At 48.3% G+C, this 25,771-nt stretch carries 22 protein-coding genes and 1 pseudogene; 9 read left to right on the forward strand and 14 right to left on the reverse strand.

The features are described 5' to 3' along the window. Positions 1–14 precede the first annotated feature (14 nt). Together R70723_RS22680 and R70723_RS22685 are read right to left on the reverse strand one after the other, a co-directional pair. Positions 15–992: an ABC transporter permease gene (locus R70723_RS22680; protein WP_039875607.1), complete on the reverse strand. Its 978-nt coding sequence runs from the start codon at positions 990–992 to the stop codon at positions 15–17. 177 nt (positions 993–1,169) lie between these two features. Next, positions 1,170–2,021: an aldo/keto reductase gene (locus R70723_RS22685; RefSeq protein ID WP_039875609.1), complete on the reverse strand. Its 852-nt coding sequence runs from the start codon at positions 2,019–2,021 to the stop codon at positions 1,170–1,172. A gap of 164 nt (positions 2,022–2,185) precedes the next feature. Here R70723_RS22685 and R70723_RS22690 point away from each other — a divergent pair, with 164 nt between their 5' ends. Both R70723_RS22690 and R70723_RS22695 read left to right on the forward strand, forming a co-directional pair. Then, a complete protein-coding gene (locus R70723_RS22690) occupies positions 2,186–2,647 on the forward strand; it encodes a MerR family transcriptional regulator (RefSeq protein WP_039875612.1) in 462 nt (153 codons plus the stop codon). Positions 2,648–2,967: 320 nt separating this feature from the next. Further along, positions 2,968–4,524: a stalk domain-containing protein gene (locus R70723_RS22695; RefSeq protein WP_052421435.1), complete on the forward strand. Its 1,557-nt coding sequence runs from the start codon at positions 2,968–2,970 to the stop codon at positions 4,522–4,524. Between the two features lie 608 nt (positions 4,525–5,132). On the opposite strand, the gene R70723_RS22700 is transcribed toward R70723_RS22695, so the two are convergent. From R70723_RS22700 to R70723_RS33035, 3 genes and pseudogenes are all read right to left on the reverse strand, one after another. Next, entirely contained in the window at positions 5,133–5,732 is a 600-nt protein-coding gene (locus R70723_RS22700; RefSeq protein WP_047171206.1) for an IS630 family transposase, read from the reverse strand. A gap of 263 nt (positions 5,733–5,995) precedes the next feature. Continuing rightward, entirely contained in the window at positions 5,996–6,532 is a 537-nt protein-coding gene (locus R70723_RS22705) for a hypothetical protein (RefSeq protein WP_039875617.1), read from the reverse strand. Between the two features lie 916 nt (positions 6,533–7,448). Beyond that, positions 7,449–7,550: pseudogene (locus R70723_RS33035) on the reverse strand (RNA polymerase subunit sigma-70); the annotation flags it as partial. Positions 7,551–7,684: 134 nt separating this feature from the next. Between R70723_RS33035 and R70723_RS34425 the strand changes: the two are divergent. Beyond that, on the forward strand, positions 7,685–7,912 hold the full coding sequence (locus R70723_RS34425; protein ID WP_372238266.1) for a DUF6199 family natural product biosynthesis protein: 228 nt from the start codon (positions 7,685–7,687) through the stop codon (positions 7,910–7,912). A 116-nt stretch (positions 7,913–8,028) separates the two neighbouring features. Here the strand turns inward: R70723_RS34425 and R70723_RS22715 are convergent, their stop codons facing one another. From R70723_RS22715 to R70723_RS22740, 6 genes are all read right to left on the reverse strand, one after another. Continuing rightward, positions 8,029–9,774: a sensor histidine kinase gene (locus R70723_RS22715; RefSeq protein ID WP_039875623.1), complete on the reverse strand. Its 1,746-nt coding sequence runs from the start codon at positions 9,772–9,774 to the stop codon at positions 8,029–8,031. Further along, positions 9,771–11,285, reverse strand: a complete 1,515-nt coding sequence (locus R70723_RS22720; RefSeq protein WP_039875627.1) for a response regulator — start codon at positions 11,283–11,285, stop codon at positions 9,771–9,773. Before R70723_RS22720 ends, R70723_RS22715 begins: the two co-directional genes overlap by 4 nt. A gap of 237 nt (positions 11,286–11,522) precedes the next feature. Beyond that, positions 11,523–13,385, reverse strand: coding sequence for an ABC transporter ATP-binding protein (locus tag R70723_RS22725; RefSeq protein WP_231574764.1), 1,863 nt, complete (start codon positions 13,383–13,385; stop codon positions 11,523–11,525). Next, a complete protein-coding gene (locus R70723_RS22730) occupies positions 13,354–15,120 on the reverse strand; it encodes an ABC transporter ATP-binding protein (protein WP_039875629.1) in 1,767 nt (588 codons plus the stop codon). The genes R70723_RS22725 and R70723_RS22730 overlap by 32 nt, the downstream gene beginning before the upstream one ends. Next, complete coding sequence (locus R70723_RS22735) at positions 15,120–15,422, reverse strand: hypothetical protein (protein ID WP_047171207.1); 303 nt, start codon at positions 15,420–15,422, stop codon at positions 15,120–15,122. The genes R70723_RS22730 and R70723_RS22735 overlap by 1 nt, the downstream gene beginning before the upstream one ends. 596 nt (positions 15,423–16,018) lie before the next feature. After that, positions 16,019–16,999, reverse strand: coding sequence for a zinc-binding dehydrogenase (locus R70723_RS22740; RefSeq protein WP_039875632.1), 981 nt, complete (start codon positions 16,997–16,999; stop codon positions 16,019–16,021). Between the two features lie 195 nt (positions 17,000–17,194). Between R70723_RS22740 and R70723_RS33530 the strand changes: the two genes are divergently transcribed. The 3 genes from R70723_RS33530 to R70723_RS22755 all read left to right on the forward strand — a co-directional run bounded on the left by R70723_RS33530 (position 17,195) and on the right by R70723_RS22755 (position 21,091). After that, positions 17,195–17,821, forward strand: coding sequence for a hypothetical protein (locus R70723_RS33530; RefSeq protein WP_156123837.1), 627 nt, complete (start codon positions 17,195–17,197; stop codon positions 17,819–17,821). A 224-nt stretch (positions 17,822–18,045) separates the two neighbouring features. Continuing rightward, positions 18,046–18,666, forward strand: coding sequence for a TetR/AcrR family transcriptional regulator (locus R70723_RS22750; RefSeq protein WP_231574765.1), 621 nt, complete (start codon positions 18,046–18,048; stop codon positions 18,664–18,666). A gap of 28 nt (positions 18,667–18,694) precedes the next feature. Beyond that, positions 18,695–21,091: an MMPL family transporter gene (locus tag R70723_RS22755; RefSeq protein ID WP_039875637.1), complete on the forward strand. Its 2,397-nt coding sequence runs from the start codon at positions 18,695–18,697 to the stop codon at positions 21,089–21,091. A 155-nt stretch (positions 21,092–21,246) separates the two neighbouring features. Here R70723_RS22755 and R70723_RS22760 read toward each other — a convergent pair whose 3' ends face one another. Beyond that, a complete protein-coding gene (locus R70723_RS22760) occupies positions 21,247–22,236 on the reverse strand; it encodes a zinc-binding dehydrogenase (RefSeq protein WP_039875642.1) in 990 nt (329 codons plus the stop codon). A gap of 136 nt (positions 22,237–22,372) precedes the next feature. Between R70723_RS22760 and R70723_RS22765 the strand changes: the two genes are divergently transcribed. Next, the gene (locus R70723_RS22765) at positions 22,373–22,945 is read left to right on the forward strand and encodes a TetR/AcrR family transcriptional regulator (protein ID WP_039875643.1); all 573 of its coding nucleotides are present in this window, start codon (positions 22,373–22,375) and stop codon (positions 22,943–22,945) included. Between the two features lie 104 nt (positions 22,946–23,049). On the opposite strand, the gene R70723_RS32270 is transcribed toward R70723_RS22765, so the two are convergent. Next, a complete protein-coding gene (locus R70723_RS32270; protein ID WP_052421436.1) occupies positions 23,050–23,652 on the reverse strand; it encodes a TetR/AcrR family transcriptional regulator in 603 nt (200 codons plus the stop codon). A gap of 147 nt (positions 23,653–23,799) precedes the next feature. On the opposite strand from R70723_RS32270, the gene R70723_RS32275 reads away from it, so the two are divergent. Further along, positions 23,800–24,669 (forward strand): NmrA family NAD(P)-binding protein, encoded by an 870-nt coding sequence (locus tag R70723_RS32275; RefSeq protein ID WP_052421437.1) that lies wholly within the window; start codon positions 23,800–23,802, stop codon positions 24,667–24,669. 202 nt (positions 24,670–24,871) lie between these two features. Here the strand turns inward: R70723_RS32275 and R70723_RS22780 are convergent, their stop codons facing one another. Further along, positions 24,872–25,210 (reverse strand): winged helix-turn-helix transcriptional regulator, encoded by a 339-nt coding sequence (locus tag R70723_RS22780; RefSeq protein WP_039875645.1) that lies wholly within the window; start codon positions 25,208–25,210, stop codon positions 24,872–24,874. A 105-nt stretch (positions 25,211–25,315) separates the two neighbouring features. Between R70723_RS22780 and R70723_RS22785 the strand changes: the two genes are divergently transcribed. Further along, on the forward strand, positions 25,316–25,699 hold the full coding sequence (locus R70723_RS22785; RefSeq protein ID WP_039875646.1) for a RidA family protein: 384 nt from the start codon (positions 25,316–25,318) through the stop codon (positions 25,697–25,699). The last annotated feature ends 72 nt before the right edge of the window (positions 25,700–25,771 follow it).

Here is a 25,771-nt window from a genome sequence, read left to right on the forward strand (position 1 = left end):
AATCACAGCCCTTTCTAGAATAATGAGTTTTCCCGGTCGAACTTCCGGACAATTGCATTCACGGTCAGGATCAGCAGCAGCCCGAATACGGATTGATACAGGCCCGCAGCCGTTCCCAGATTGATGCTGAAGTTGACGGTCAGTGAACGGTATACATAAGTGTCAATGATGTCCGTCGCGTTCAGCAGCAGCCCGTTATTGCCGACAATATTCCAGAAAAGGTCGAATTGTCCCTTCAGTATTCCGCCAACCGCGAACAGCAGCAGAATAATGACCGTCGGCTTGAGCAGCGGAAGCGTAACATAACGGATGCGCTGCCACTTTGAAGCTCCATCCACATAAGCTGCCTCATAAATGCTCTCGTCGATCCCCATAATGGAAGCCAGATAAATGACCGTTCCATAGCCCAGGCTCTTCCAGATCTCAACGACAACAATGATGATCGGCCAGACCCATGGGGTGCGGTAGAAGTCGAATTTTTCCATGCCCAGCGAAGTGAACATATTGTTGAGTACGCCGTAGTTAAAATTGAACAGGTTATAGATGATGGAGCCGATAATAACCATTGAGACAAAATAAGGCATGAACATCAGCGTCTGCGAGGTTTTAACAAACCGTTTAAACGCAATTTCCTTAAGCAGCACTGCCATTCCGATCTGGCACACGTTACTAAGAATGATGAATGCCACATTGTAGAGGATGGTATTGCGCGTCAGCTTCCAGATAATCGAGTCCGCCCCGCCCTTGAACAGAAACTCGAAATTCTGCAGGCCGACGAACGGGCTCAGGAGTCCTTTGCTGAAATCATAATCGGTAAAAGCATTGTACAGCCCGGCAAGCGGCAGGTAGTTAAAGGCTATAAAATAGGCGAACAGCGGGATGAGCATAAAATAGTAGGTTTTGTGCGCTCTAAAGTCCGCGAATGGCTTAGCTTTTCGTTTAAGCGCTTTCTTATTAAGCGCTTTCGAAGCAGCCGGTGATACCTGGTTCATGCAATCACTTCTCCTTTCATCCCTAATTCTACCGCCGTGCCGGCACGGGAAATATCGCAAATAACCAAGATTCCTTGCAAAAAAGGATGGAGTTCGCACCGGTACTGAGTCTATGCAGGCACAAAAAAAGAAGGCCGTGGGGCCCTCTTTTACAGGATTATTTAAAGAAATAAAGGTTTACAGATCGACTTTCCAATTGCCCATCAGATGTGCGGTTTTCGGATCCAGGTAAGAACCGAAGAGACTAGACCGTGTATCAAGGGCAGCCATTTGTTCCATATCCTCTGAACGGAGCTCAAAATCAAAAATATTAATGTTCTCGGCAATACGCTCTTTTCTGACTGATTTTGGAATGACAACGACCCCACGCTGAACAAGCCAGCGCAATACGACTTGGGCGACAGACTTATTGTGTTTTTCAGCCAGTGAGACCAATACCTCGTTACCGAATAAGTTGTTAAGTCCTTCAGCAAACGGAGCCCATGACTGGTGCTGTACTCCCTGTTCTTTCATAAAAGCTGCACTCTCTGCCTGCTGGCAGAACGGATGCGTCTCGATCTGGTTGACGGCGGGTGCTACTTCGTTATGGACAATCAGGTCCATCAGACGGTCAGGCAGGAAATTGCTGACCCCGATTGCCTTGCTTTTGCCTTCGCGGTACAGTTCTTCCATCGCCCTCCAAGCACCATAGTAATCACCGAATGGCTGGTGAATCAGGTACAGATCAAGATAGTCAAGCTGGAGCTTCTTAAGGGATTTATCAAACGCCAGCTTAGCACTCCCGTAGCCGGCATCCTGAACCCAGAGCTTGGTCGTGATGAACAGCTCCTCACGCGGTATACCGCTGCGCTTAATCGCACGGCCTACCGCTTCCTCATTTAGATATCCGGCTGCGGTATCAATTAAGCGGTAACCAGCCATCAGCGCATCATACACGGCGTTCTCGCATTCTTGGGCATCAGGAATCTGGTAAACCCCGAAGCCGATGAGCGGCATTTTTACACCATTGTTTAATGTAACGTTGTGCATCGTAATTCCTCCCGGTTAAATGTTTAACAGCAGCTGAGCGTAGTCCCTGAACCGGACATTGCAGCAGGGATTTCACCTACGGCTCATTTGCGTTACACTAACCTTAGGTCCTTCGTGTTACACGAAGTCAAGCAGATTCAAAAAAAGGAAAGGAGGGATTTCATATGCATACAGTTAAGGAAGCGGCTCAAATAACGGGACTCACTGAACACGCAATACGCTTTTACACGGATAAAGGCTTGGTGCCCAGCATTCAGCGCAATCACAACAACATCCGGGTCTTTGACGAAGAATCGATTAACTGGCTGCATGGCATCAAATGCCTTAAACAATCCGGGATGCCCATTGAGGTCATCAAAATGTACGTGACTCTCTGTCTTGAAGGAGAAGCAACCCTCTCGCAGCGTTACGCACTCATGATGGAGCATAAAGAGGACGCACTTGCTAAGCTTGAAGAAGCCAAACAGCATATCGCCCATCTGGAGCAAAAAACCGAACTGTATCAGGCTATTCTGGAGCAACGCTCTCCTGATACGATGAATCCGGGCAACTGGGACAAGATCAAGCATATGCATAGTGACGTGTTTTACTCGCCTGCAGCTCCTAAAGCGGATCATAGAGGTTAAAAGGAAATATTCAAGCTGTGAACCCTGTTTTATGTGCTCCGGGGCGATGGTCTGGTCCCAGCTTGGACGGCTCGTGTATGCTGCCAGTGATATCGATCTATGTAATCTTTTAGACGAGCAGGGAAGTAATGCTTCTCATATTGTATTCGAACACTCTTATCATAAACCTGAAGTTACAAGTGGCATATTGCGGGAAGAAAGCCTTAATATATTGTCCGGCTATTTCCCGCATAATAAAAAGGGCCAATGCTCCTGCATAAAGGGAATGGTTTACAAATGTCGAATCTAGTCACTATGACAATTCAAGGAGTGTATCCATTTTGCGTAAACTGTTCAAACTTCAACTAATCACTGTTCTTGCTTTCCTGCTAAGCCTCGTTTCTGTTCCAGCTGCGTTTGCAGAGACTTCTCTTATCTCAGACAAAAACCTGGAACAAGCGATTCGAGCCGAACTAGAGAAACCGGCCGGCCCCATTACCAAAGAAGATCTACAGACTATAACGTCGCTCTATCCCAATGATCCTAAGAAGAAAATTAACAGTTTAAACGGACTGGAGCATGCTGTTAATTTAGAGAGCTTAATGCTCCCGGGGCTTGGCATCACCAATATTGAGCCGCTTAAAAAGCTGCATAAAATTACCTTTCTGGCTCTGAATGACAATCAGCTCTCTCAAATGGAGCCGCTGCAAGAGCTATCCCAATTGAAACAGCTTATTATCGATTCTAATAACATACAGAAGCTTGATGCACTAGCGGGATTAACCAATCTAACGGACTTGTTAATCGGCCACAATCAGCTTAAGGACCTCTCACCGGTTCAATCCCTAGTCAATCTGAATTGGCTGAGCGTAAACGATAACCAAATCCAGTCTCTTGAACCGTTAAGAGATCACCCGGAACTAGAACATTTATACTTTGAGAATAATAGGGTCCAAGATATTAGCGTCTTAACAAGTCTTCCGAAGCTTAAAGAGGTTTCACTCAGCAATAATCCTTTGAATACGAATGCAGAGAAAATCCTGGCCGAGCTCGCTGCCAAAGGTGTCAAAGTGCTTGAACAAGCTGATGACGAACCAGCACCATCTTCAGATCCTGACGAAATCATGGTGGTGTTGAATAGTGAGGTCGTTAAGTTCCAAGTCCCGCCCATCCAGCAAAACGGATCTGTACTGGTTCCGTTCCGCGCTCTTTTCGAAGCAATGGGTCTGAAAGTGGACTGGGATCCAAAAACACAAACCATCAAGGGAAGTAAACCAGGTACTCTTATCAAGCTTACAGTAGGTTCAACTACTGCTGAGATTAATGGCAATCAGAAAAAACTGACAGTAGCCCCCTCTATCATCAATAGCAGCACTTACGTTCCATTACGTTTTATCGGCGAAGCAGTGGGTGCGAAGGTGAACTGGCTGGCGGACATTCAAGCAGTCATCATTTATACGAAGCAGCCATTTGCGACCAAAGATAAGAAAGTCCAAGTTACAGGCTACGGCGACTGGAGGGACGTAACATCTTCAATTGAGAATACAGGAGATCACCAGCTTATCTTAAGCTTACCAGAGAAAAGCACGATTCTTATTCAACATTATAGTATGAGTGATTTAGATATGAACTTCGAACAATATGTTAGCTCGTACAAAAAAGATATATCGGACCAATATGCTGTGGAAATCACTGAGCAGTCTGTGAAGGTCGGGAAAATCGAAGCGAAGCAGTTGACCTATAGCTTAAGCGAGAACAATGAAACGATCGAAATTCAAATGATTCTATTTGAGCAAAACAATGAAATCTATAGCCTATTGTCTGTTTTTCCACCTCAGGCCAACAAACAAGCCAACGCCGTATTTAACGAATTATTAAAAAGTATACAATTGAACTAAACAGATTGGACTGAAGATTTTTCTGTTCTGGGATTCACCGTGACTCCTCCCTTAACTAAGCTGTATTATACAAATGAATTCTCATAAATAGAATCTATTAACTATCATAAAATGAGAGACTAATAAATAAAAATAACCACCCCTGTACACTTTAGTGTACAAGAGGTGGTTATTTTGTTCTTAATTAGCGTGAAGGCTTACCGGTTACATTTAAAATTAATGACACTTCTTCAACCCCATTATAAAATCGTATGATTTATGTATATTTCCTCTCCAAATTTCACAACACTGGAATCGGGGTAAGCTGAAGTATATCTCCTTCAAACTAAATAAGTTGAACAAAAGATTAGAACCGTACACACAGTCGACAGTCGATCAATAACCTCATGAGTAGAACGGTTTAGTCGCCGCATAAATTCGCGGACATGAGTATGAATCGTATAATTCAGGGCTATATGGAGGTAAATAGACAAAGATTAGACGAGGGTGCTCCTCTAAGAAGGACTGAATGGGACTTCGCATGATGAATACGGGCATTGTCCAGAATCATGACAATTTCACCTTTGGGATAGGTTTGAGTACACGTTTTAGAAAGAATTCGAAGGTTATCATATCGTAATTTTCGGCTTCATGACAAAGAATCTGTCCCGGATCATGGATTCATCTTCGAACAAAAGGTGATCGATTTCGTTATTCAGGACTTTTTTTAAAGCAGGGAAAGTCTCTTCTTTAAATACTCTCTGTTTATCTAGATCTGCCCGAGCAAGCGTATAGGTTGGCTTTGTATAGCTAAACCCGAGGCAATGAAGGACTTTGGAAGCCCCGCGTAGTGTAAAGCTCTGACCAAATTCGCGCTGAATATAATGGACGACCAGACGTAACGTCCAATTATATTGAGCCTCAAATCCAACATCAACAGGTTGCTTGGTGGAGATCGTTTGAGCCAACGCTTTTTCTTGTTCCAGATTCAGTTTGTGAGGTCTTCCTGAGGAATAACTTGGGACCAACCCTTCGATTCCATGTTGCTTAAAAGCCTGGATATACCGCTCGATCGTTTGTCGGTTTCGTTTGACAACAGCACAAATATCTTTCGTTTTTACTCCTTCTAAATGAAGGCAAACAGCTTGATATCGTTCATATAGTCGTTTGTTTTTGGTCTTTCGCATTGCTTCTATTAGAGATTCAATTTCTGTTTTTCGGGTTTTCATTGACCTCACCTCTTTAGTTTCGGTCTAAACTATTTACCCAATTATTTCTTGTTTGATAATTTAATTCAACTTATATATATTGTATTACACTGGAATGCTTCTTCGAAAATTTATTCTCTGACCTTTACATTACCTATTAATTCTTCATAAAATTCGATTTTTATCAGAAATATAATTACAAACAACCACGAAAAAGGAGTACTCCTTTTTAGGAGCCCCCTTTTTTATTTATCTGTTATCACTCACAATTTTTTATGTATTACTTAAAATTGTCTGGCACTTACATTGACATCAAGTTGATGCCCTGTAGTACTGTAAATGTAAACAGAATACGAAGCATTCAAGCCGACTCCCAGCATATCTTCAGAACGAATTGTCTTCTGTCCCCCTGCTTCGACAGTTTGATCTGTAATAATTTGTCCGTTAATCTTGACTTGAAATTGAACTGGATAATTGCTATTATTCAACGTCCAAATATTCAAATGCACTCCATCAGAAGGTGTGCAAGTGAACGAATCATTGAAAGCTCCACCAATGTGACGAACAGGAACGATCTTATAAGCCTCCGAGAAAAGTGAAATCTCAGGTTCATCAAATTCAATATCTTCTCCAACCAGAATTTTAGTTCCTGGGCCTTCGAGAATATTATTTTTAAAAGTATAAACATTTGCTGGAACAGCTTCAGTAACGGCAGATACTTCAGGTGTCAGAGAATTCTGCGGAAGCGATGTATCCGCAAAACCTGCTGTTGGTGCAAAAAGCAGAGAAGCTGCCAAACCTAATCCAACCAATTTAAACAATTAAACTACCTCCTAATGTTTTATACAATTTGTTTTACGTAGTAATAATACCATTATTTTCTTTATTAGCAATATAGTATTTAACTACCATAATTAATAATGCATAAATACGCACATTAAAGGTTTTTTTGTATTTTTTTGTAATTTATTAAATATAAAAAGGGACTAATGCTTATTTCATCAGTCCCTTTAACGCTAATTGTTATTATAAAAGCCTGGATATACCGATCGATCGTTTGTCGGTTTCGTTTGACAAAAGCACAAATATCTTTCGTTTTTACTCCTTCTAAATGAAGGCAAACAGCTTGATATCGTTCATATAGTCGTTTGTTTTTGGTCTTTCGCATTGCTTCTATTAGAGATTCGATTTCTGTTCCGGGTTTTCATTGACCTCACCTCTTTAGTTTCGGTCTAAACTATTTACCCAATTGTTTCTTGTTTGATAATTTAATTCAACTTATATAGTTATGTTCTTCTCCATTTAAATCGAAATCTTTTGGGAACTTCAATATCCAAAGCAATATAATTAGTGATATTTGTATTATCAAGCATATAAAAGGAAAAAAAACCAACTCGATCACACCACTATCAAATTTCAACTCAACAAAATTACCTCTGTTACCACTACTTCCTTTGTCATTACTAAGAAAAACTAGAAAGCTAATACTAGGAATAGTACTTTTGCAAATCCAAAGCAGATTATATTTATTTTTCTTCCTTGCTAAAGACATCCTAGATGTTACATATAGTAAAATCACTGGAATTAAATAAACAATAAACAATTGATGTATTACATCTTGCTCCCACTTTCCTACTTTTATCTTCAAAGCATTAATAACAATTATATGTACTAACACTACAAACATCACTTGGAATACCGCTCTCATTTTACTATTAGTCTTATCTTTCAATTTCTACCTTTGATCAGGAGGTAACTCTCAATCGCCTTGATCAAACTGATGGTACCGATGGAGATCAGGTCCTTCATATCTTCGCCGTTGTTGTCGAATTTTTTGATGAAGAAATGAATTGGGGCGGCTGGATGGTCATAAACAAAGCAGCCGACGGTGTGATCGGCTGCTTTGTTTCATTGGTCGGGATTGAAATTTGAAATGATTAGGAGTATTGTGTGACTCAAGAAGGGGGGATACGATGCCGCCTAATTTCAATGTAATTTCCGCAGTAATTACAATATTCCTCGTGCTTTGGACAGGAACTGCGTTGTTCGCCACTATTAGGCCAAGAACGTTTTGGAGTATAACTCAAGGTTGGAAGGCAACCCGGGAACCTTCATGCGCTTATTTTATATTCACTCGAATTGGAACAGCAATATTCGCATTCATTGGCCTTGTATTGTTACTCCAACCCTATTTACATTGAAAGCTTAAGCTGACGGAAACGTTAGTTTAAGAAACAACAGCGGCAGCCCAAGACTTTATTTCCTGAGTCTTGGGCTGCCGCTGCTTCGTTAAATGAATAGCTCTAATACTAGATTTTCACAAAACCCGCATAACAGGAACATCTATAATCACACTGGTCCCTTTACCCGCTGTACTTATGAACGTTATCTCTCTGGCTTCACCGCCAAAAAACAAGCTCAGCCGCTTGTTGATATTCTCAACCCCGTAGCCGCTTCCCTGGTAGCCCGAATGCCGCTCCTCCCGCTCGCTTAGGCCGGCGCCGTCGTCTTCAACGGTAATCCGCAGCCTGTCCTGTTCAATCCGGCCTATAATGCGGATCGTTCCCCTGCGCTCTTCCGTCTCCATGATGCCATGCACAATCGCATTCTCCACCAGCGGCTGCAGGGTAATCTTGGGCAGCATGCAGCTAAGCGCATCGTCCTCTACGCTGATCTCCAGTTTAATCCTGTCTTTGTACCGGTTCTTCTGGATGTCCATATAGATGCTGCACAGCCTGACCTCGTCACCCACGCTCACAAAATCCTTGCCTTTATTCAGCACCAGCTTGTAATAATCCGACAGGGCGTGAATCACCCGCTGGATATTGTCCACCTCATCCTTCTGGGCCATCCAGTTCACCATATCCAGTGTGTTATACAAAAAATGCGGATTGATCTGGGACTGCAGCGCCTTCAGCTCTGCCCCCTTCTTCTCCTGCCCCAGCCTGAACTGCTCCTCCATCAGCTCCTGCACACTGTTAATCATATAATTGTAGCTGGAGATCAGGTGGCCCAGCTCATCCGTGCGCGGCTCCAGGTCTAGCGTATTCAACCGCCCCTGCCGCACCTGACTCATCTTGTTCATCAGCAGGAAGATGCGCTGTGTAATTGATCTTGTAATCGGGAAAATAAATACAAAGATCAGCAGCCCGATCACGGCATAGATGCCCAGCATCTGGACACGGATCTTCTGGATAATCGACATGGCGGCACTGGACGGAATCACCGATATCAGATACAGGCCCGTCGAATCTATCTGGTTGCCGCGGGCCAGGTAGGTGCCGCTCTCCAGATGAATCTCTGAATAGCTGGGTCCGCTGTTCAGCTTGCCCGGAAGGCGCATCTTCGCCAGCTCTTCTTCAGTTCCGCTGCTGGCAACCAGCTCGCCGTCTGCTGTTTCCACGTAAACCAGCTGCCCGGGTACCGACTGCCGCAGCGCTCCGGTGATCTCCTCCAGGTCAATATTGATCATCACGAAGCCGACGGATTCCATATAATCATTCTCATTCCACAATGCCCGGCCCAGCGTCAGATACTTCTTCGGGGTCAGAAAGTTGAATTTGTCCTCGAAAATCAGCCAGGCGGACCTTCCTTTAGCAGCCAGAAAGGATTCCGTCCACTTTTGCCCCTGAACCTGGCTGAGCGGCCGGTACAGTGAGGTTTTGCCGGCGGTTACAAATCCGTCGTTGATGAAATACATAATGTTGTTAAACTGCGAGTCTGACTCCAGAATTTGCGTATAGGAGGTAATCTCCTCGAACATCGAGAGCTGCTGCCAGATTTCAAGTCGCTCGGGCTTCAGCGAGAAGATGGACGTAATCTTTTTATTGACCACAATCATGGAGGAAATCTCTTCAATATGCGACATCCGGCTGGTCAGCACGGACAAAGTCTGCTCATACGTCTGATTGTTGGCATAGCTTTGCCGGTCCAGCGCGTATTTGCGGATTTCATGCTGGGATACAAAAAAGGTAATGATCAGCGGGATAATCCCGACCATGACGAACAGCAACATCAGCTTTTTGCGTATGGATAGATTGCGGAACGGGACAGTGATCCTCATCGCAGCTTGAGCTTTCTGTATTCAACCGGCGTAACGGAGGTGCAGAGCCTGAATACCTTGGCAAAATAGCTCGGACTGGCAAAGCCGCACAGCTCCGAGATTGCGTTCATTTTATAATGCTCATTCATGATCAGCTTCTTGGCCAGCTCAATCCGGTACTCCCTGATGTACTGGGTAATCGTCATCCCTGTCTCCTGCTTGAACAGCACATTCAGATGAGCGGAGGACATAAACATATGCTGGCCGATTTCCGGCAGATCCAGCTCCGCCTTGCTGACATGGGCAGCTACATAATCCATCACGCTGATTACCGTATGCGAGTACTCGGCTTCCTTGGCTTTTTCGGCACAATAGCTGCTACATATGGCCAACATATATTCCTTGAGCTCCGATAATGTATAGAACGCGGATATCCGGGTGTCGATGTCCTTCATCTCATAGACTCCGTCCATTCCGGCGAGCAGTGCCCCTTTCTCCTGCAGCATCGCCTTGCCCATAGAGGAGAATAACGAATAGACCTGCTCACGCGGAGGACGCTCCTCCGACATCAGACGGTCACATAGCGCTTCAATCCATCCGGTCAGCTCACGCGGCTGGCTTTTCATCAGCATATAGAAGTCCACAAACAGCTGCGGGCTGATCCCTGCTGACGTACTCTCTGGTTCCGCATAAGGACTGAAACGGGCCTCCGGCTCATAGAAAAAGCAGTTAAGCGCTGTACGGGCATGCATATAGCTCTGGCTTACCTCAAAAATATCCGGCACCCTGCTGCCCGTTGCAATGCGGAGGCTGTCATGGGTTAAGAGCAGCTGCTTTGCCAGCGCATGGGTCCGTTCCAGCTTCACCCGGTTAAGCGGAAGCACGAATACCAGCTCTCCTTTGCCGGTAACGTTACCGACGGCCTGCACCCCCTGCCTGTGCCAGAAGGCATGCAGCTCCTCCAGCAGCTCCGGCTCACCGCCTGACTGCCCGCTACTAGACACAATCACACATACATATCCGGCGTTCACCGGAAATCCGGCCTCCTCACCTTGCTTCAGGACCGCTTCGCGGCCGGCTGTACTTTCAATGAGCAGCTGTGCCAGCTTTTGCTGCTGCAGGTTTTTTTTGATGCTAAGCTCATCGGTCAGCCGCCTGCTCTTCTTCACAGACTCGATTGTTTTGGAGATGGCCTCCTTCAGGTCAGGAATTTTGATCGGCTTCTCTATATAATCGACTGCGGCCAGCCGGATGGCGCTTTTCAGATATTCCACATCCAGATACCCGCTCATGAACAGCAGCTTGCAGTCCGGACACTGCTCCCCCAGCTTTTCGGCAAAAGCAATTCCGTTCAGCTTCGGCATCCGTATATCCGTCAGCACGATTTCCGGCTTATGCTGTGCAGCCAGCCGCAGCGCCTGTGCCCCGTCTCTCGCTTCGATAATCTGTTCAATGCCGTACTGGCTCCATTCCACCGCATCAATCAGCCCTTCTCTTGTATAATCATCATCATCTGCAATTAGCATCCGCATCGGAATGTTCTCCTTAATCGAGGGATTTCAAGTGATTCATGTAAGCGCTTGTATAGCAATTCTAGTGTACTACAATTTATTTATGCATAAGCACATTAATTAGCTCCGGTCTGTAACGGCCTGCAAATTTACCAGAAATCTTGTTTTTTTGCTAGGCGGCCGGTTGAGATCGGACATATGTAAAAAAGAGCAGCCCTCCTCCCTGAAGAAGAATGGCTGCTCTCTATAGAGCTGTCTTTAGCTTGCCGTCCCCGACACAAACTGGTTCTGGTACATTTCATAATAGAAGCCCTGGCGGTCCATCAGCTCCTCATGGGTTCCGCGCTCGCTGATCTGTCCGTCCTGGATCACCAGAATGGCGTCGGCCTCACGGATCGTGCTCAGCCGGTGGGCAATGACAAAGCTGGTCCGGCCCTGCATCAGCTTCCGCATCGCCTCCTGAATGTGCAGCTCTGTCCGCGTATCCACGTTACTGGTCGCCTCATCGAGAATCAGAATCGACGGATTGGACAGCACAGCACGGGCGATGGTCAGCAGCTGCCGCTGCCCCTGGCTCAGGTTGCCGCCTTCGGCACCCAGATACGTATCGTAGCCGTTCGGCAGCTTCCGGATGAAGACATCGGCATTGGCGAGCTTGGCCGCTTCCTCAACCTCCCGATCCGTAGCTTCCATCCGCCCGTACCGGATGTTGTCCCGGATCGTCCCCGAGAAAACGTAAGCATCCTGCAGCACAAGGCCGATCTGTGACCTGAGCGTCTGCTTATCCAGATCACGGATATTCTCACCGTCAATCAGAATCCGGCCGCACTGGATTTCATAGAAGCGGGTCAGCAGGTTGATAATGGTGGTTTTGCCTGCCCCGGTCGGACCGACAAGCGCCAGCATCTGGCCGGGCTCGGCGTGCAGGGAGAGGCTTTTCAGCACAGGTACCTCCGGCTTATAGCCGAAGCCCACCTGCTCGAATACCACCTCGCCTCTGATCCGCCGGGTTGCTGTATCTTCCTGCTCCCCGGACATTTCGGGCTCCAGATCCAGCACCTCAAACACGCGCTCCGCCCCGGCAACCGCCGACTGGAACAGATTGTACTGGTTAGCGAGCTGGTTGAGCGGCTGGCTGAACTGGTTGGAATAATTGAGGAAGCTGACAATAATACCGATCGTGATCATTTCATGATAAGCAAAAATACCGCCCGACACCGCGATAACAAGGAAGGTCAGATTGCGCATCGAGTTCATCATCGGGCCCATGGAGCCGGAGAGGGTCTGCGCCTTCACCCCGACGGCACGCAGCCGTTCATTGATCTGCCGGAATTGGCGGACTGCCTCTTCCTCCCGGCCGAATACCTTGACGACCTTGAGGCCGGAGATATTTTCCTGGACGAAGCCGTTCACCTCGCCGAGATGCTGCTGCTGCTCCGAGAAGTAGCGGCGGGTATGGACGGATATTTTTTTAATAATAAATGTAATAAGCGGAACGGTCAGAATGGTAATCAGCGTCATCCATACACTTAGACTGAGCATCATAACCAGACATCCGGCCAACATCAGGACACTTGCAATCAGCTGGACAACCGTCTGATTCAGGGTATTGGAGACGTTGGCAATATCGTTGACAGCCCGGCTCATCAGCTCACCGTGGGTGCGCTGGTCGAAGAACGATACAGGCAGCCGCTGATACTGCTCGAACAGATCCTGCCGCATATTGCGGACCGTATTCTGGGACAGGCTGGAGGCTGTATATTGCTGAACCCAGGTGAAGAACGCGCCCAGGGCATATACCCCAAGGAGGATCATCCCCATCCGGAACATCCCCTCAAACCGGCCGGGCACAATATAATTATCGAACAGCTTACCGATCAGATAGGGACCCGCAAGCGAAAGAGCAGTAATCAGTACGGTACACACAATAACCCAGGTGAGCGCCTGGCGCTCCTGCTTCAGGTAGCCCCATATCCGCCGGAGTGTGCCGAAGGTATCCTTGGATCTTACTTTGGGTACGCCTCCGTGCATATGTCCCGGACCCTGGCGGAAGCCCATCTGGTCGAACTTTTGCGGCGTTTTGCCCTGATTAGAATGACTGGATGGCTGGTTCATTGACATAAGGCACCTCCTCTGAGCCGAACTGTGACCGGTAGATCTCCTGATATACCTTGCAGCTTTGCATTAATTCCTCATGGGAGCCGCTGCCTGCGATCTCCCCGTCATCGAGTACAATGATCGTGTCCGCTTCCGTAACGGACGATATTTTCTGGGCGATCAGGAAGGTCACGGCCTCTGCCGTAATATCCTTGAGTGCACCCCGCAGCTGCCGCTCTGTCCGGGCATCGAGAGCGCTCATGCTGTCGTCCATGATCAGCACGGGCGGCTTCACGAGCAGCGCCCGGGCAATGGACAGCCGCTGCTTTTGCCCGCCGGACAGGTTGACGCCCTTCTGGCCAAGCTTGGTATCATAGCCTTCCGGCAGCCTGCTGATAAAATCATGCGCCTGGGCCATTCGCGAGGCCGCTTCCACCTCGGCCTGCTCTGCGCCGGGCTTGCCGAAGGCGATATTCTCGCGGATCGTGCCGGTGAACAGGAACGATTCCTGCAGGATCATTCCGATCCGCCGCCGCAGCTCCAGCAGCGGAAGCTCACGGATGTCCTGTCCGTCCAGCTGAATGGAGCCTGACGTAACGTCATACAGCCGGGGAATCAGCTGGACGAGCGTGGTTTTGCCGGAGCCGGTTGCCCCGATTATCGCCACGGTCTCGCCGCGCTCAGCTTCGATATTAATCCCCTGCAGCACCAGATCCTTCGGATCGGAAGAGCCGTTATAGGAGAACGATACGTTCTCCAGCTTGACCTTGCGGCCCGGCAGAGACAAGCTGCCTTTAGCTTCGGCATCGCGGATATGCGGCTGGGCAGCAAGCACCTCCTGAATACGGTCAGCCGACACCTTGGCCTGCGACACGTTCATCAGCAGACTGCTGACCATGAGCAGGGAGGATAATACCTGGACTACATAGTTTACAAAAGCTACCAGATCGCCTGCCTTAACCGAGCCGAACGATACCTTGTTACCCCCGTACAGCAGCACGGTTACAAGGCATGCGTTCATGATCAGCGTGACGATCGGCGAATTCAGCGCGATAAAGCGGGCTGCCCGGATCGAGACCCGGGTATAATCCCCGTTGACCTCACGGAACCGCCCTGTTTCATAGCCGGTCCGGACAAAGGCCTTGACGACCCGAATTCCGGCCAGATTCTCTTGAATCCGCGTATTTACGGCATCCAGCTTCCCCTGTACTGCAGAGAAAATCGGAGTCGAAAAACGGATCAGCAGCGCTACTACAGCAATCAGGACAATCAGCGTACCCAGCAGAATGAGCCCGAGCTGACGGTTGATAATCAGCGCCATAACCACGCTGCCGACCAGCAGGCTGGGCGCACGGACAAGACCCTGCAGGCCCATCTGCACCAGATTCTGCACCTGCACGACATCGCTGGTCATCCGGGTCATCAGCGAGCCGGACTTGAACGCATCGACATTTTCAAAGGAAAAGGTCTGCACCTTCGTGAACAGCGCTTCACGGATGTCAGCGCCAAAGTTCTGCGAGGCCCGGCTGGCAAAAAAGTTGCACAGCACGCCGGTAACCAGCCCCAGCAGAGCAACGCCCAGCATCAGAAACCCGGTCCGCTCAATAACGCTAAAGTCGCGGCTGACAATCCCGTTGTCAACGATATGCGCAGCCAGTGTAGGCTGAAGCAGGTCAAAAAAGACCTCCATCATCATGAACATCGGGGCCAAAATCATAAATTTTACATACGGCTTCAAATAACGTCTTAATTCCCACATTATGAATCCCCTTCTGCCGTCTGAGACTCATCCGCTTCCCTGCGGCGCAGCTCAAAATGCCGGGTATACTCATCAATCACCATTTCAATAGCCTTAAGCTCACCGAGCAGCACCTGCTTGATCTCCTGATACTCGGGCGCTTCCACCTGTTGCTTCAGCGTTGCTCTTTTTACCTCAAGCACATTCAAAAATTCCAGCGCCCGCCCGCGGCGGAACGTCTTGGCTCCGTCATGATGCCTGCTTTTATGCCGGCCTTCACAGTTACGGTCACCATGCCCGCCGTGTTCCCATTGTTCTTTCATATTTAAGTCACTCCTTTTACAATCGCTCATGTATACAAATGTATACACTATGTTGCGAATTGTCAATTAGGATGACAAAAAAGCCCCCTCCACAGTTGGAGAAGGCATCTCCTCAATCTACTCAAGTTCAAAAGCTTCCGGATATCCCCTTTCAGGTACTCTTTTATTTCGGAGTCCTCCTGCTTCTTCTGGCTAGTGTCGCCAGCTGTACGCTTTTTGGTGCTGGTGCTGGTGCTGGTGCTGGTGCTGGTTCTGGTGCTGGTGCTGGTTTAAACCAGTTTAGTTGGATTTTCGACACTTAATTCTTGAGTTTTTAGGGATTTGCGACTATTAGTTGGAAAAAAGTTACTTATTTTGGGCGATTGTTAGCTTTCGAGTTATTTGGCCTGGATTTAGGTTACTTTTTTCCAACTAGTTTCCTGATAGAGGCGATTATTATAGGATTAGGTAGAGATTTTCCACTTAATTTAGATACTACTCAATCGGATACAAGCAAATTGAGGCATAACCACATTCAGATAAATGCAAGTGTAGTGCCTTCCCGCATGTATAGCTGTAATTTCAGAGGAAACCTGAATGAGCTGACACTTACCGTCCTATTTCAGCTTCGCCACGATTTTGCCCCGGATATGCCGTTCAGACAGGCGTTCCAAAGCAGCCGGAACCTGCTCCAGTGGGATGACCTCCTCCAGCAAAGAGGATATTTGCCCTGCAGCGAGCAGCGAGAGCATCTCGTCTCCGATGACGGACAATTGCCGCAGTGCCTCCGGATCGCCGGACTGATGTGCAGCGCCAAGCGCAACCTCGTGGACCGAAAAAGCTTTGGTGAACGGCTTCACCGACGCATAATCCGGCGCCCCGGCAATATGCACCACGTGCCCGAAAAAGGCAATCAGCTCCAGCGCCTGTGTTGCGCTCTGTCTGCTGATCGAATCAATTACCGCATCCACGCCTCTTCCGTCTGTCAGGCGGAGCACCTCGGCAGCTACATCTGCCTCCCGGTAATCAATGACATGGTCTGCTCCCAGTTTTTTTATATAGTCATGGTTGTGGCTCGATGCGGTGGAGATGACCCGCTTCCCCGCCAGCTTCGCCAGTTGGACCGCAAATCCGCCGACGCCCCCCGCGCCGCCGTGAATCAGCAGCGTGTTCAGCTGGGCAAGCGGCAGCTTGCCGTGCACTGCCTGATAAGCTGTGTAACCAGCCGTCGGGAGCGCGGCGGCATCCGTGAAATCTACAATATCCGGTATCCGCGAGAGCGTGCTGGCCTTAGCCAGGGCATATTCCGCGAACCCGCCTGTACGGGTAAGGTCCCCGTGATATAAAACCCGGTCGCCAGCCTTCCATTGCTCCACACCTTCGCCCACTGCGGCGATGATTCCGGCGACATCCAGCCCCAGCACATGCGGATAGGTCCACTTCGGATTACCGCCGGTGGCAACTTTATAATCAACCGGGTTGAGCCCGGCTGCATGCACCTCTACCAGTACCTCGCCGGCCCCCGGCTCCGGTGCGCTGATTTCACTTACCTTCATCTCATTCCATTTTCCTTTTTCCAGCAGTAACAGAGCCTTCATCTGTATATCCTCCTTCGGATTATCTTCCAATGAACACATTGTAGCAGAATTTTCCGGCGGTATCCCGTGGCCGTGCTGACCCGCCTGAGAGTGTAGCTGTGTGCTGCGTGTTCGTTAGCGATCAGTTGGGAGTAACAGGCGCGGCGTTGGCGGGGCCGGGATCTAGGGCCGGGGCCGCCTGAATCAAGGGCATTTGTGCCCTTCATTTCGGCGATTTGGCCGGATCGGCCCCAAACAAAGGCATTTGTGCCCTTCATTTTGCGCATTTGGCCGGATCGGCCCAAAACAAAGGCATTTGTGCCCTTCATTTTGCGCATTTGGCCGGATCGGCCCAAATCAAAGGCATTTATGCCTTTCATTTCGCACATTTGGCCGGATCGGCCCAAATCAAAGGCATTTGTGCCTTTCATTTTGCGCATTTGGCCGGATCGGCCGGATTCAAAGGCATTTATGCCTTTCATTTCTGACATCTGGCCGGGGCGGCCTGAATCAAGGGCATTTGTGCCCTTCATTTCGCGCATTTGGCCGGATCGGCCCAAAACAAAGGCATTTGTGCCCTTCATTTTGCGCATTTGGCCGGATCGGCCGGATTCAAAGGCATTTATGCCCTTCATTTCGGCGATTTGGCCGGATCGGCCCAATTCAAGGGCATTTATGCCTTTCATTCAGGCGATTTGGCCGGATCGGCCCAAAACAAAGGCATTTGTGCCCTTCATTTTGCGCATCTGGCCGATTCAGCCAATCCAGCGGCTTCACCTTGTTCACCCACCCGGCTCCCCGGCGTTCATTCCATCGCGCTACCCCGTCACTGCGGATAAATAACCACAGCACACATTCTCCGCCCAAAGCATAGAACATATACTTTCAGCTAGAGCTTCAATACTCTCTTCACCCAAAGTCCCACTTCCTCTAACAAGAGTATATAGTTACTTACCCAGCGTCAAACTGCTTGCCCATTGAGCATTTTTGCACTTTGGGCAAAAATATGCTTTAATAAACTTTAGAATTTAAAGTATTTATTAATCCGTTCAAGAAAGGAGGAGAACGTGTTGAACCCCAAGCTGACACTGCGTGACCAGAAAAAGGAAGCGACCGCTTATGCTTTGTCTGTAGCGGCCTTTGAGCTTGCCCTGGTACATGGCATGGACGGCTTCATTGTTGACGATGTTGTCCGGCAGGCGGGTGTCTCCCGGCGGACCTTTGCCAATTATTTTTCCTGCAAGGAAGAAGCGGTGGCAGAGTATTTCATGACCCGGGCGACTAGTGAGGATGAAAATGATCTGTTAGCGCATCTGGCGCCGGATGCGACACCGCTGGATGCCCTGTACAGTCTGCTCAAGCTGCAGTTTACTTCAGAATTTCTGCGCAGATTGCGGCAGTTCGCATCACTGGCTAACCAGTATCCGTCACTGGAGCCGTATATCCTCAGCGTGTTCCGCCGGCTGCAGATGGCAGCCCAGGAAGTACTCGAACGGTTCACCCACGGCCGTTATTCCGACGGGTACACGCATCTGCTGGCCGGTGCAGTCTACGGAGCATTTGTACCTATACTCGACGGACGGCTCAATGTGCTGCTGCCGGGTGAATCGCAGGAGGACCGGCCCGGCTCCGTATCTTTTGATCAATATTTGAATTCCATGTTCGATTACTTACGCAACGGCTTTTAAACCAGAGACAAAAAGGAGAAACCATTACATGTCTACATTTCTGTACCGATTGGGGAAATCGGCTTATTCCAAGCCCTGGTATTTCCTCGGAACCTGGATCGTCATTCTTGGTGTAATCGGCGCCCTGCTCGGCGTCAACGGCATCCAGTCCAGCTCCGAAATGAAAATTGAAGGCACCGAATCGCAAAAGGTGCTGGATATGCTGGCCGAAGAGCTTCCGGCTGCCGCCGGCGGCCAGGCCAGCGTCGCCTTCACCGCACCGGAAGGCGAGCGTCTCGACACGCCTGAGCGGGCTGCCCTGCTCCTGAAGGCGATTAATGATGTATACAGCATGGAATACATCATTAATCCGGCTGATCTGGCTGCCCAAGCAGCTGCTGCCGCTCAAGCCGCAGGCGCTGATCCATCCGCTGCCGCAGGCCAAGGCGCTGCCGCTGACCCGTCCGCCGCCGCAGGCCAGGACGATGCTGCTGCTCAAGCCGCAGCGGCCCAGGCTGCTGCCGCCGCGCAAGCTGCATCTGCCGCTCCTTACGGCCCGCTGATCGTGGACGGCGCCATGGTTCCCGGCGTTATGCTATCCTCCGACGGCAACATCGCCCTGTTCCAGTTCCAGTTCATCGTGCAGCAGACCTCGCTGCCTTCGGAAGTGCCGGATAACGTGATCTCGGCTGTAACTGAAGTCGAGCAGGCCGGCTCCGGCATCACAGCGATTCCGAGTGACTCGCTGAAGAGCACGCCTTCCATCGGCTCCACTGAAGCCATCGGGGTTGCAGTGGCTGCAGTGGTACTGTTCATTACCCTCGGCTCGGTTGTAGCAGCCGGGCTGCCGCTGATTACCGCGCTTCTCGGGGTTGGAATCAGTGTCGGCGGCGCATTTGCCCTCGGCAGTGTAATCCAGATGAATGACATTACGCCGATCCTCGCCGTAATGATCGGTCTGGCTGTCGGTATCGACTACTCCCTGTTCATCGTCAACCGCCAGCGCCGCCTGATTCTCGATGAGAAGCTGAATGCGCGTGAAGCAGCCAGCCGGGCTGTCGGCACTGCCGGCAGCGCTGTATTTTTTGCCGGATTAACTGTTATTATTGCCCTGTGCGGAATGCTGGTTATCGGTATGGAATTCCTGTCCACCATGGCGCTCGTTGCCGCTGTCAGCGTACTGATCAACGTGCTGCTCGCACTGACCCTGCTGCCTGCGCTGCTCGGTCTGGTCGGAGAAAAAATCTGCACAGCCAAAGCCCGCGAGAAGAGTAGGACTTCCAAAGGCAAGCAAAACCACGGCTTCTCGCACCGCTGGGCTAACGCTACAGTGAAATTCCGCTGGCCGATCATTGTTCTGGTCGTGCTTGTACTCGGAACCGCTGCGATTCCGGTAACCAAAATGGAGCTCGGCATTCCGTCCGGCGCCTCGGCGAACCTGGATACTCCAGCCCGCCAGAGCTATGACGTTATTTCGAAGGGCTTCGGCGAAGGCTTCAATGGCCCGCTGCTGCTGGTCGCACAGCCTAATAATCCGTCCGGCAAAATCTCGATGGAGACCCTGGGCAAGCTGACTCAGGAGCTGCAAATGCATGATAACGTAACCCTGGTGTCCCCGATGGGAGTTAACGAAACGGGCGATATTGCCATTATCAGCCTGATTCCAAAAACCGGGCCGACCGATACAGAAACAAGAGATCTGGTACAGGATCTGCGCGATCCAGCCTACAGTCTCGCATCCGATAACGATATCACCCTTGGCGTAACCGGCTTTACAGCCATTAACATCGATATGTCATCCAAGCTGTCCGATGCTTTCCCTATTTACATCGGTATCATTGTTGTTCTTTCCCTGATTATTCTGCTGCTCGTGTTCCGGTCCATTATTGTACCAATCAAAGCAACAGTCGGCTTCATCCTCAGTATCCTTGCTACCTTCGGTGTGACTACCGCCGTTTATCAGTGGGGCTGGCTGCACTCCCTGTTCGGTTTTGATACCGGCGGGCCGCTGCTCAGCTTCATGCCGATTCTGGTGACAGGTATCCTGTATGGTCTGGCGATGGATTACCAGGTGTTCCTGGTCAGCTCGATGCGCGAGGCCTACGTTCACGGGCGCCGCGGCAATGACAGCATCGTGCACGGCTACGATCTGGCCAGCCGTGTCGTGCTTGCTGCCGGGATTATCATGGTATCCGTCTTTGCCGGATTTATCTTCGCACCTGATGCGATGATCAAGCAGATCGGCTTTGCCCTGGCCTTCGGTATCCTGATCGATGCCTTCATCATCCGGATGACGCTCGTTCCGGCCGTTATGGCCGTATTCGGCGACAAAGCCTGGTGGCTGCCGAAATGGCTGGACCGCCTGCTGCCGAACCTCGACGTTGAGGGCGACAAGCTGATCGCCAAACTTAATGCCGAGAATGGCGTGCATGGGCACCAGAAATAACAATAAGGACGGCATCACCGCCGTCCCCCATAGAGAAAAGAGCCTGCAGACCACGTCTGCAGGCTTCTTTATTTAACGAACCTCACCAGAAGCCCGGACCCCGCCAAGCACAAATGATGCTATTTTATCAGCAAGCTCCTCTTTACTTTCCCCGTTTACCCATTGATATAGGCTGCAACTTTGCCGGTGATCTTACCTTCTTTTAGTTTTTTTAAATAGGCGGGAATTTCTTCCATAGTTATCGTTGTGATTTGTGGAGGGATGATTGTTCCTGCTGCAATCAAGCTCCCAAAATGATCTCCGATTCGCGCAAGATTAGATTGTGCATTAAAGTCTCCTTGTGTATGAGCAGCACCAAGAGCGATCTCGTGTAAAGACATCCCTTTGTCATAAAAACGAATCTGGCTAAAATCCGGAAATCCGGCCGTTACCACCATTTCGCCGCCGAAGGCAAGAATCTCAAGGTCTTTTGTTGCACTATCGGGACTGATCGTATTTAAAACGTAATCGACACCCCGGCCATTGGTCAGATCCGAAACTTCTTCATATACACTTCCTTTAGTAAAATCAATCGCCTCATCCGCCCCGAGAGTGCACACATAGCCGATATCCTTTCCTAAGCAGGTAGTAACCACTTTTAATCCGCAAATTTTAGCTAATTGAATTGCATATCCTCCTACTCCACCTGCGCCGCCATGAATCAATATCGTCCCACCAGACTGCGGATTAAGTTTCTGCATTATCGCCTGATAAGCTGTATATCCTGCAGCCGGAACAACTGCTGCCTGTTCAAATGGTACCTCATCGGGAAGTTTACTTGCTGTGTGAGCTGTAGTCACAGAGTATTCCGCAAATCCTCCGTCAAGATTATTAATGCTGCGGAGATAGTATACGCGGTCTCCCATTTTAAAATTATTCACGCTGCTGCCAACGGCATCTACAATTCCCGCAACTTCTAATCCTAAAACGCGTTTTTTCTCCGATTCCAGACCAGCGTGCTCTGCCACTTGGTAATCCGAAGGGTTCAATCCTGCTGCAATGACCTTTACTCTGATCTCATTATCTTTGGGCTCTGGCATCTCCCTGTTTGTAACCACAGTAAGGCTCTCTAGTTCCCCGGGTTTTTCAAGAATTAGTGCTTTCATCTTATTTCTCCTCTCAAAATCCAATTGACAAAATTCAATTTATAACATAAATTCGAACCGACATTACAATTGTAACACCGCATCAAACAGGGTCAATGGATGATAGAACGGACTAAACATATAGGGGGGTGCTGTAATGTCTGCGAAGGAAGTTACAGAGTTTCAGCGTCTGGAAGGGCTCAGGCTGTCAAATGAGGAATCTAACCGAATCACTAGATCAAGTATTGAGGCTGCTTTGGTGCTGCTAATGAACGATCAGGCTTTTGAGGATATAACGATTACAGCTATCGTCAAACGGGCGGGAGTGTCCCGCACAGCTTACTACCGGAACTACAACTCCAAAGAAGATATTCTACAGAGCACCATGAAGGAAATTGCAGATAAAATCGTGGCTGCAATGAATCTGCATCATCCCATCCGAAACTCCTATGAATATTGGCTGGCGTTATTCCAAACCTTAGAGCAACATTTGGAGTGCTTACAAATTATTCTGAAAGTCAATATGGCAGATACTATTCTTAACGATATGCAAGCCGTACAGTTAAATAGATCCAACGAAGAAACCTTGCTTACCCATTACGCTGCTTACTTTTGGAGCGGCGCTATTTACAGTGTAGCTGCGAATTGGATTAGAGGCGGTGGCCGGCAATCCGCTGCAGAAATGGCAACGATCTGCTACAGAATAATAGAAGCGGTAAATGGCAACTGAATAAAAGCAGCCGATCAATGTGATCGGCTGCTTTCTTGGTATTATTGAACTATGACTTTCTTTCCTTTGAATCACAAATGAATCACAAAGCGTAATTCCATCACTTACACTTGTTTTAATACTATCGGCAGTATTATTTTATCAACAATTCGTTCAACATAATGAACACTGGTAGTCTGGTTTCTATAGTTATACATGGCTAAGGCGGGTCCAATATCTGTAATTAGCTCTAAATCGTCGTCAGCAATACGATGTTCTTTTACATAAGGTTCGAGAATCGATTGAATAACGTTTCTATAACGCTTGTAAAAAGCCTCACGCATACCTTTGTCTAATTGTTCATTAACAGCATTACAAATTGCATTCATGGCTTTCTGGTATTTCATATTATCTTGCAGAAATATAACAGAAAGCAGGTCAATCAATTGTCCACGTAATTCTTGATTTGTATTCAATTTCATTAGTGATATTTCGAGAGGACTCATCACAGTGGCGGCGTCAATTACAAGCTCCATTTTTGAAGACCAACGCCTATAAATCGTACCCTTCCCCACTTTAGCCTTTATTGCAACCGCCTCTATTGTTAATGAATCATATCCGTTTTCTGCTAGCAAATCTAAAGTTGTTTCAAGAATTACTTTGTTCCGTGACAAATCTATAGGGCGCCCTCTTTTTTCTTCTGTTTCGTGCTGTTTATCATTTGACATACAACCTTAGCCACCTTCCTTGACTTATAATATCATACAATTTTCACCCCAACAATTCGGTACTGTTGCGTTCTATAATTGCATCTGTTATTATTTCATTACGGAACTACACCGTTCCATATATATAACTTCTGGAGGAACTTCTATATGACAAAACCAAGAGTATTGATTATCGGTGCGTCCGGCACTGTAGGTTCAAAAGTAGTCAAAGAATTCGATAAAAACGGCGAGGGCATTATACTTCGTCTGGCGACAAGTCGTCAGGAAATTGCTGAGAAGTGGCAAACGGAGGGCCGTGAAGCCGTTGTACTTGACCTTAATGAGCCGACAACCTTCGCTTCAGCATTAGCAGGCGTCGATCGGGTATTTTTACTAACTGGTTACACGGCTGATATGCTGATCCAAAGTAAACAACTGGTCGACGCAGCGGTAGATGCAGGCATAAGTCACATCGTTCATCTAGGTGTCTTCACCTCACGTCGTGATATTATCCCCCATTTTATCTGGCATGACCTTATAGAAACGTATATCGAAGCAAGTAAAATTGCTTGGACGCATTTGCATCCTAATGTCATTACGGACACGGTCTTCGCTAATCTAACGGAAACGGGTTCTTTCACAGTTAACTGGAGAGACATGCCGCAAGGATGGGTATTTGCAGCAGATATTGCTGCTGTCGCTGCTACCGTGTTGCGAGAGGGTCCTGAGAAACATGGTGATGCCAATTACTGGTTGAGCACGGAAGTACTAACGGGTCCAGAGGTCGCTAACATTCTAACTGAAGCCTCAGGGAAAGAGATCAAATGTATTACACTCGATCCTGCAAGCCTGGAAGCGTATGTTGCTCAGATTTCAACAGTTCCCGAACGTGCCTACATGGAGAGCGCAGTCATTACGATGAAATTAGCGGCGGCAGGTCAAATGACTGCTCAAACTGTTGTTCGTGATGACGTCTTAACGGTTTTGGGGCGTCCTGGCACCACCATGACGGAGTGGGCGCGTCAGAAACTAAAATGACTAACCTTACAGTCCGTGATTACAAAGACATAATTTTAGCTGGACCGTTCCTCGATATTTAACCGGGGACAGTCATTTAGTTTTTAGAACGATTGGAACTAGCCTGCCCCATTAGCTGAACAAAAGCAGCCGATCACTTTGATCGGCTGCTTTCTTGGTATTATTGAGCTAACGTTTCCAGTTCATTGAGTTGCTGATATCATTAGGGTTGATTTTTTACTCCCCATTCACAAAGTCCTTCTAAAACAGGCAGGAGTGTTTCCGCCTTATCTGTAAGACTGTACTCGACTTTAGGAGGGACTTGAGGATACTCATTCCGTATAACCATACCGTCCGCTTCCAATTCTTTAAGTTGGGAGCTCAATGTTTTGAATGTAATCGCTCCGATCTGTCTTTTTAGATCATTAAAGCGAACTGGTTGGTTTTCTGCTAAGAGATACATAATAACCATTTTCCACTTACCGCCAATAACTGACAATGTATAACCAAAAGGTGTATCCTGAATATTTTTAACTTTACCCTTATATTCAGCCATACTCATATTCACACTATCCTTTCCGATAGTAACTATCAATAAAGTGCGTACTATATTTATGTTCGTATTCATTTTATACTAGCTTTACTTTGAATTAAAGGAGAAAACAATATGGCTACTGTCAAAACGTACAATCACGATCTTTGGGATCACGGCATCTCCCAAGGCTACAGCGTCAACGGAACCCTCTATATTTCGGGACAATTCTCCCATGATACGGAAGGCGTGTTCGTTGGCGAAAACGATATCGAGGCACAGACTCTGCAGACACTGAAGAATCTCGATCGCGTACTAGAACAATTTGGAATTACGAAGTCGAACCTTGCTTATGTGGAAATCTATCTGACAAATGCGCAAGAGCATATCGAGTTATGCATCCCTCTCTTCAAGGAGTACATGGGACAACACCGGCCAGCCGGCAGCTGTATCGGCGTGACATACCTGGCTTCTCCTGAGCAGCTGATCGAAATCAGCGCCGTCGCACACATGGACTAGGTTGGTATTGCATTATTTACGTCACACTAAAATTAATCTATGTCAAAAGAAGAGTAGCCTGCAGACCCCGTC

Origin of the sequence: Paenibacillus sp. FSL R7-0273 (assembly GCF_000758625.1) — a bacterium.
GTDB lineage: Bacteria > Bacillota > Bacilli > Paenibacillales > Paenibacillaceae > Paenibacillus_AQ.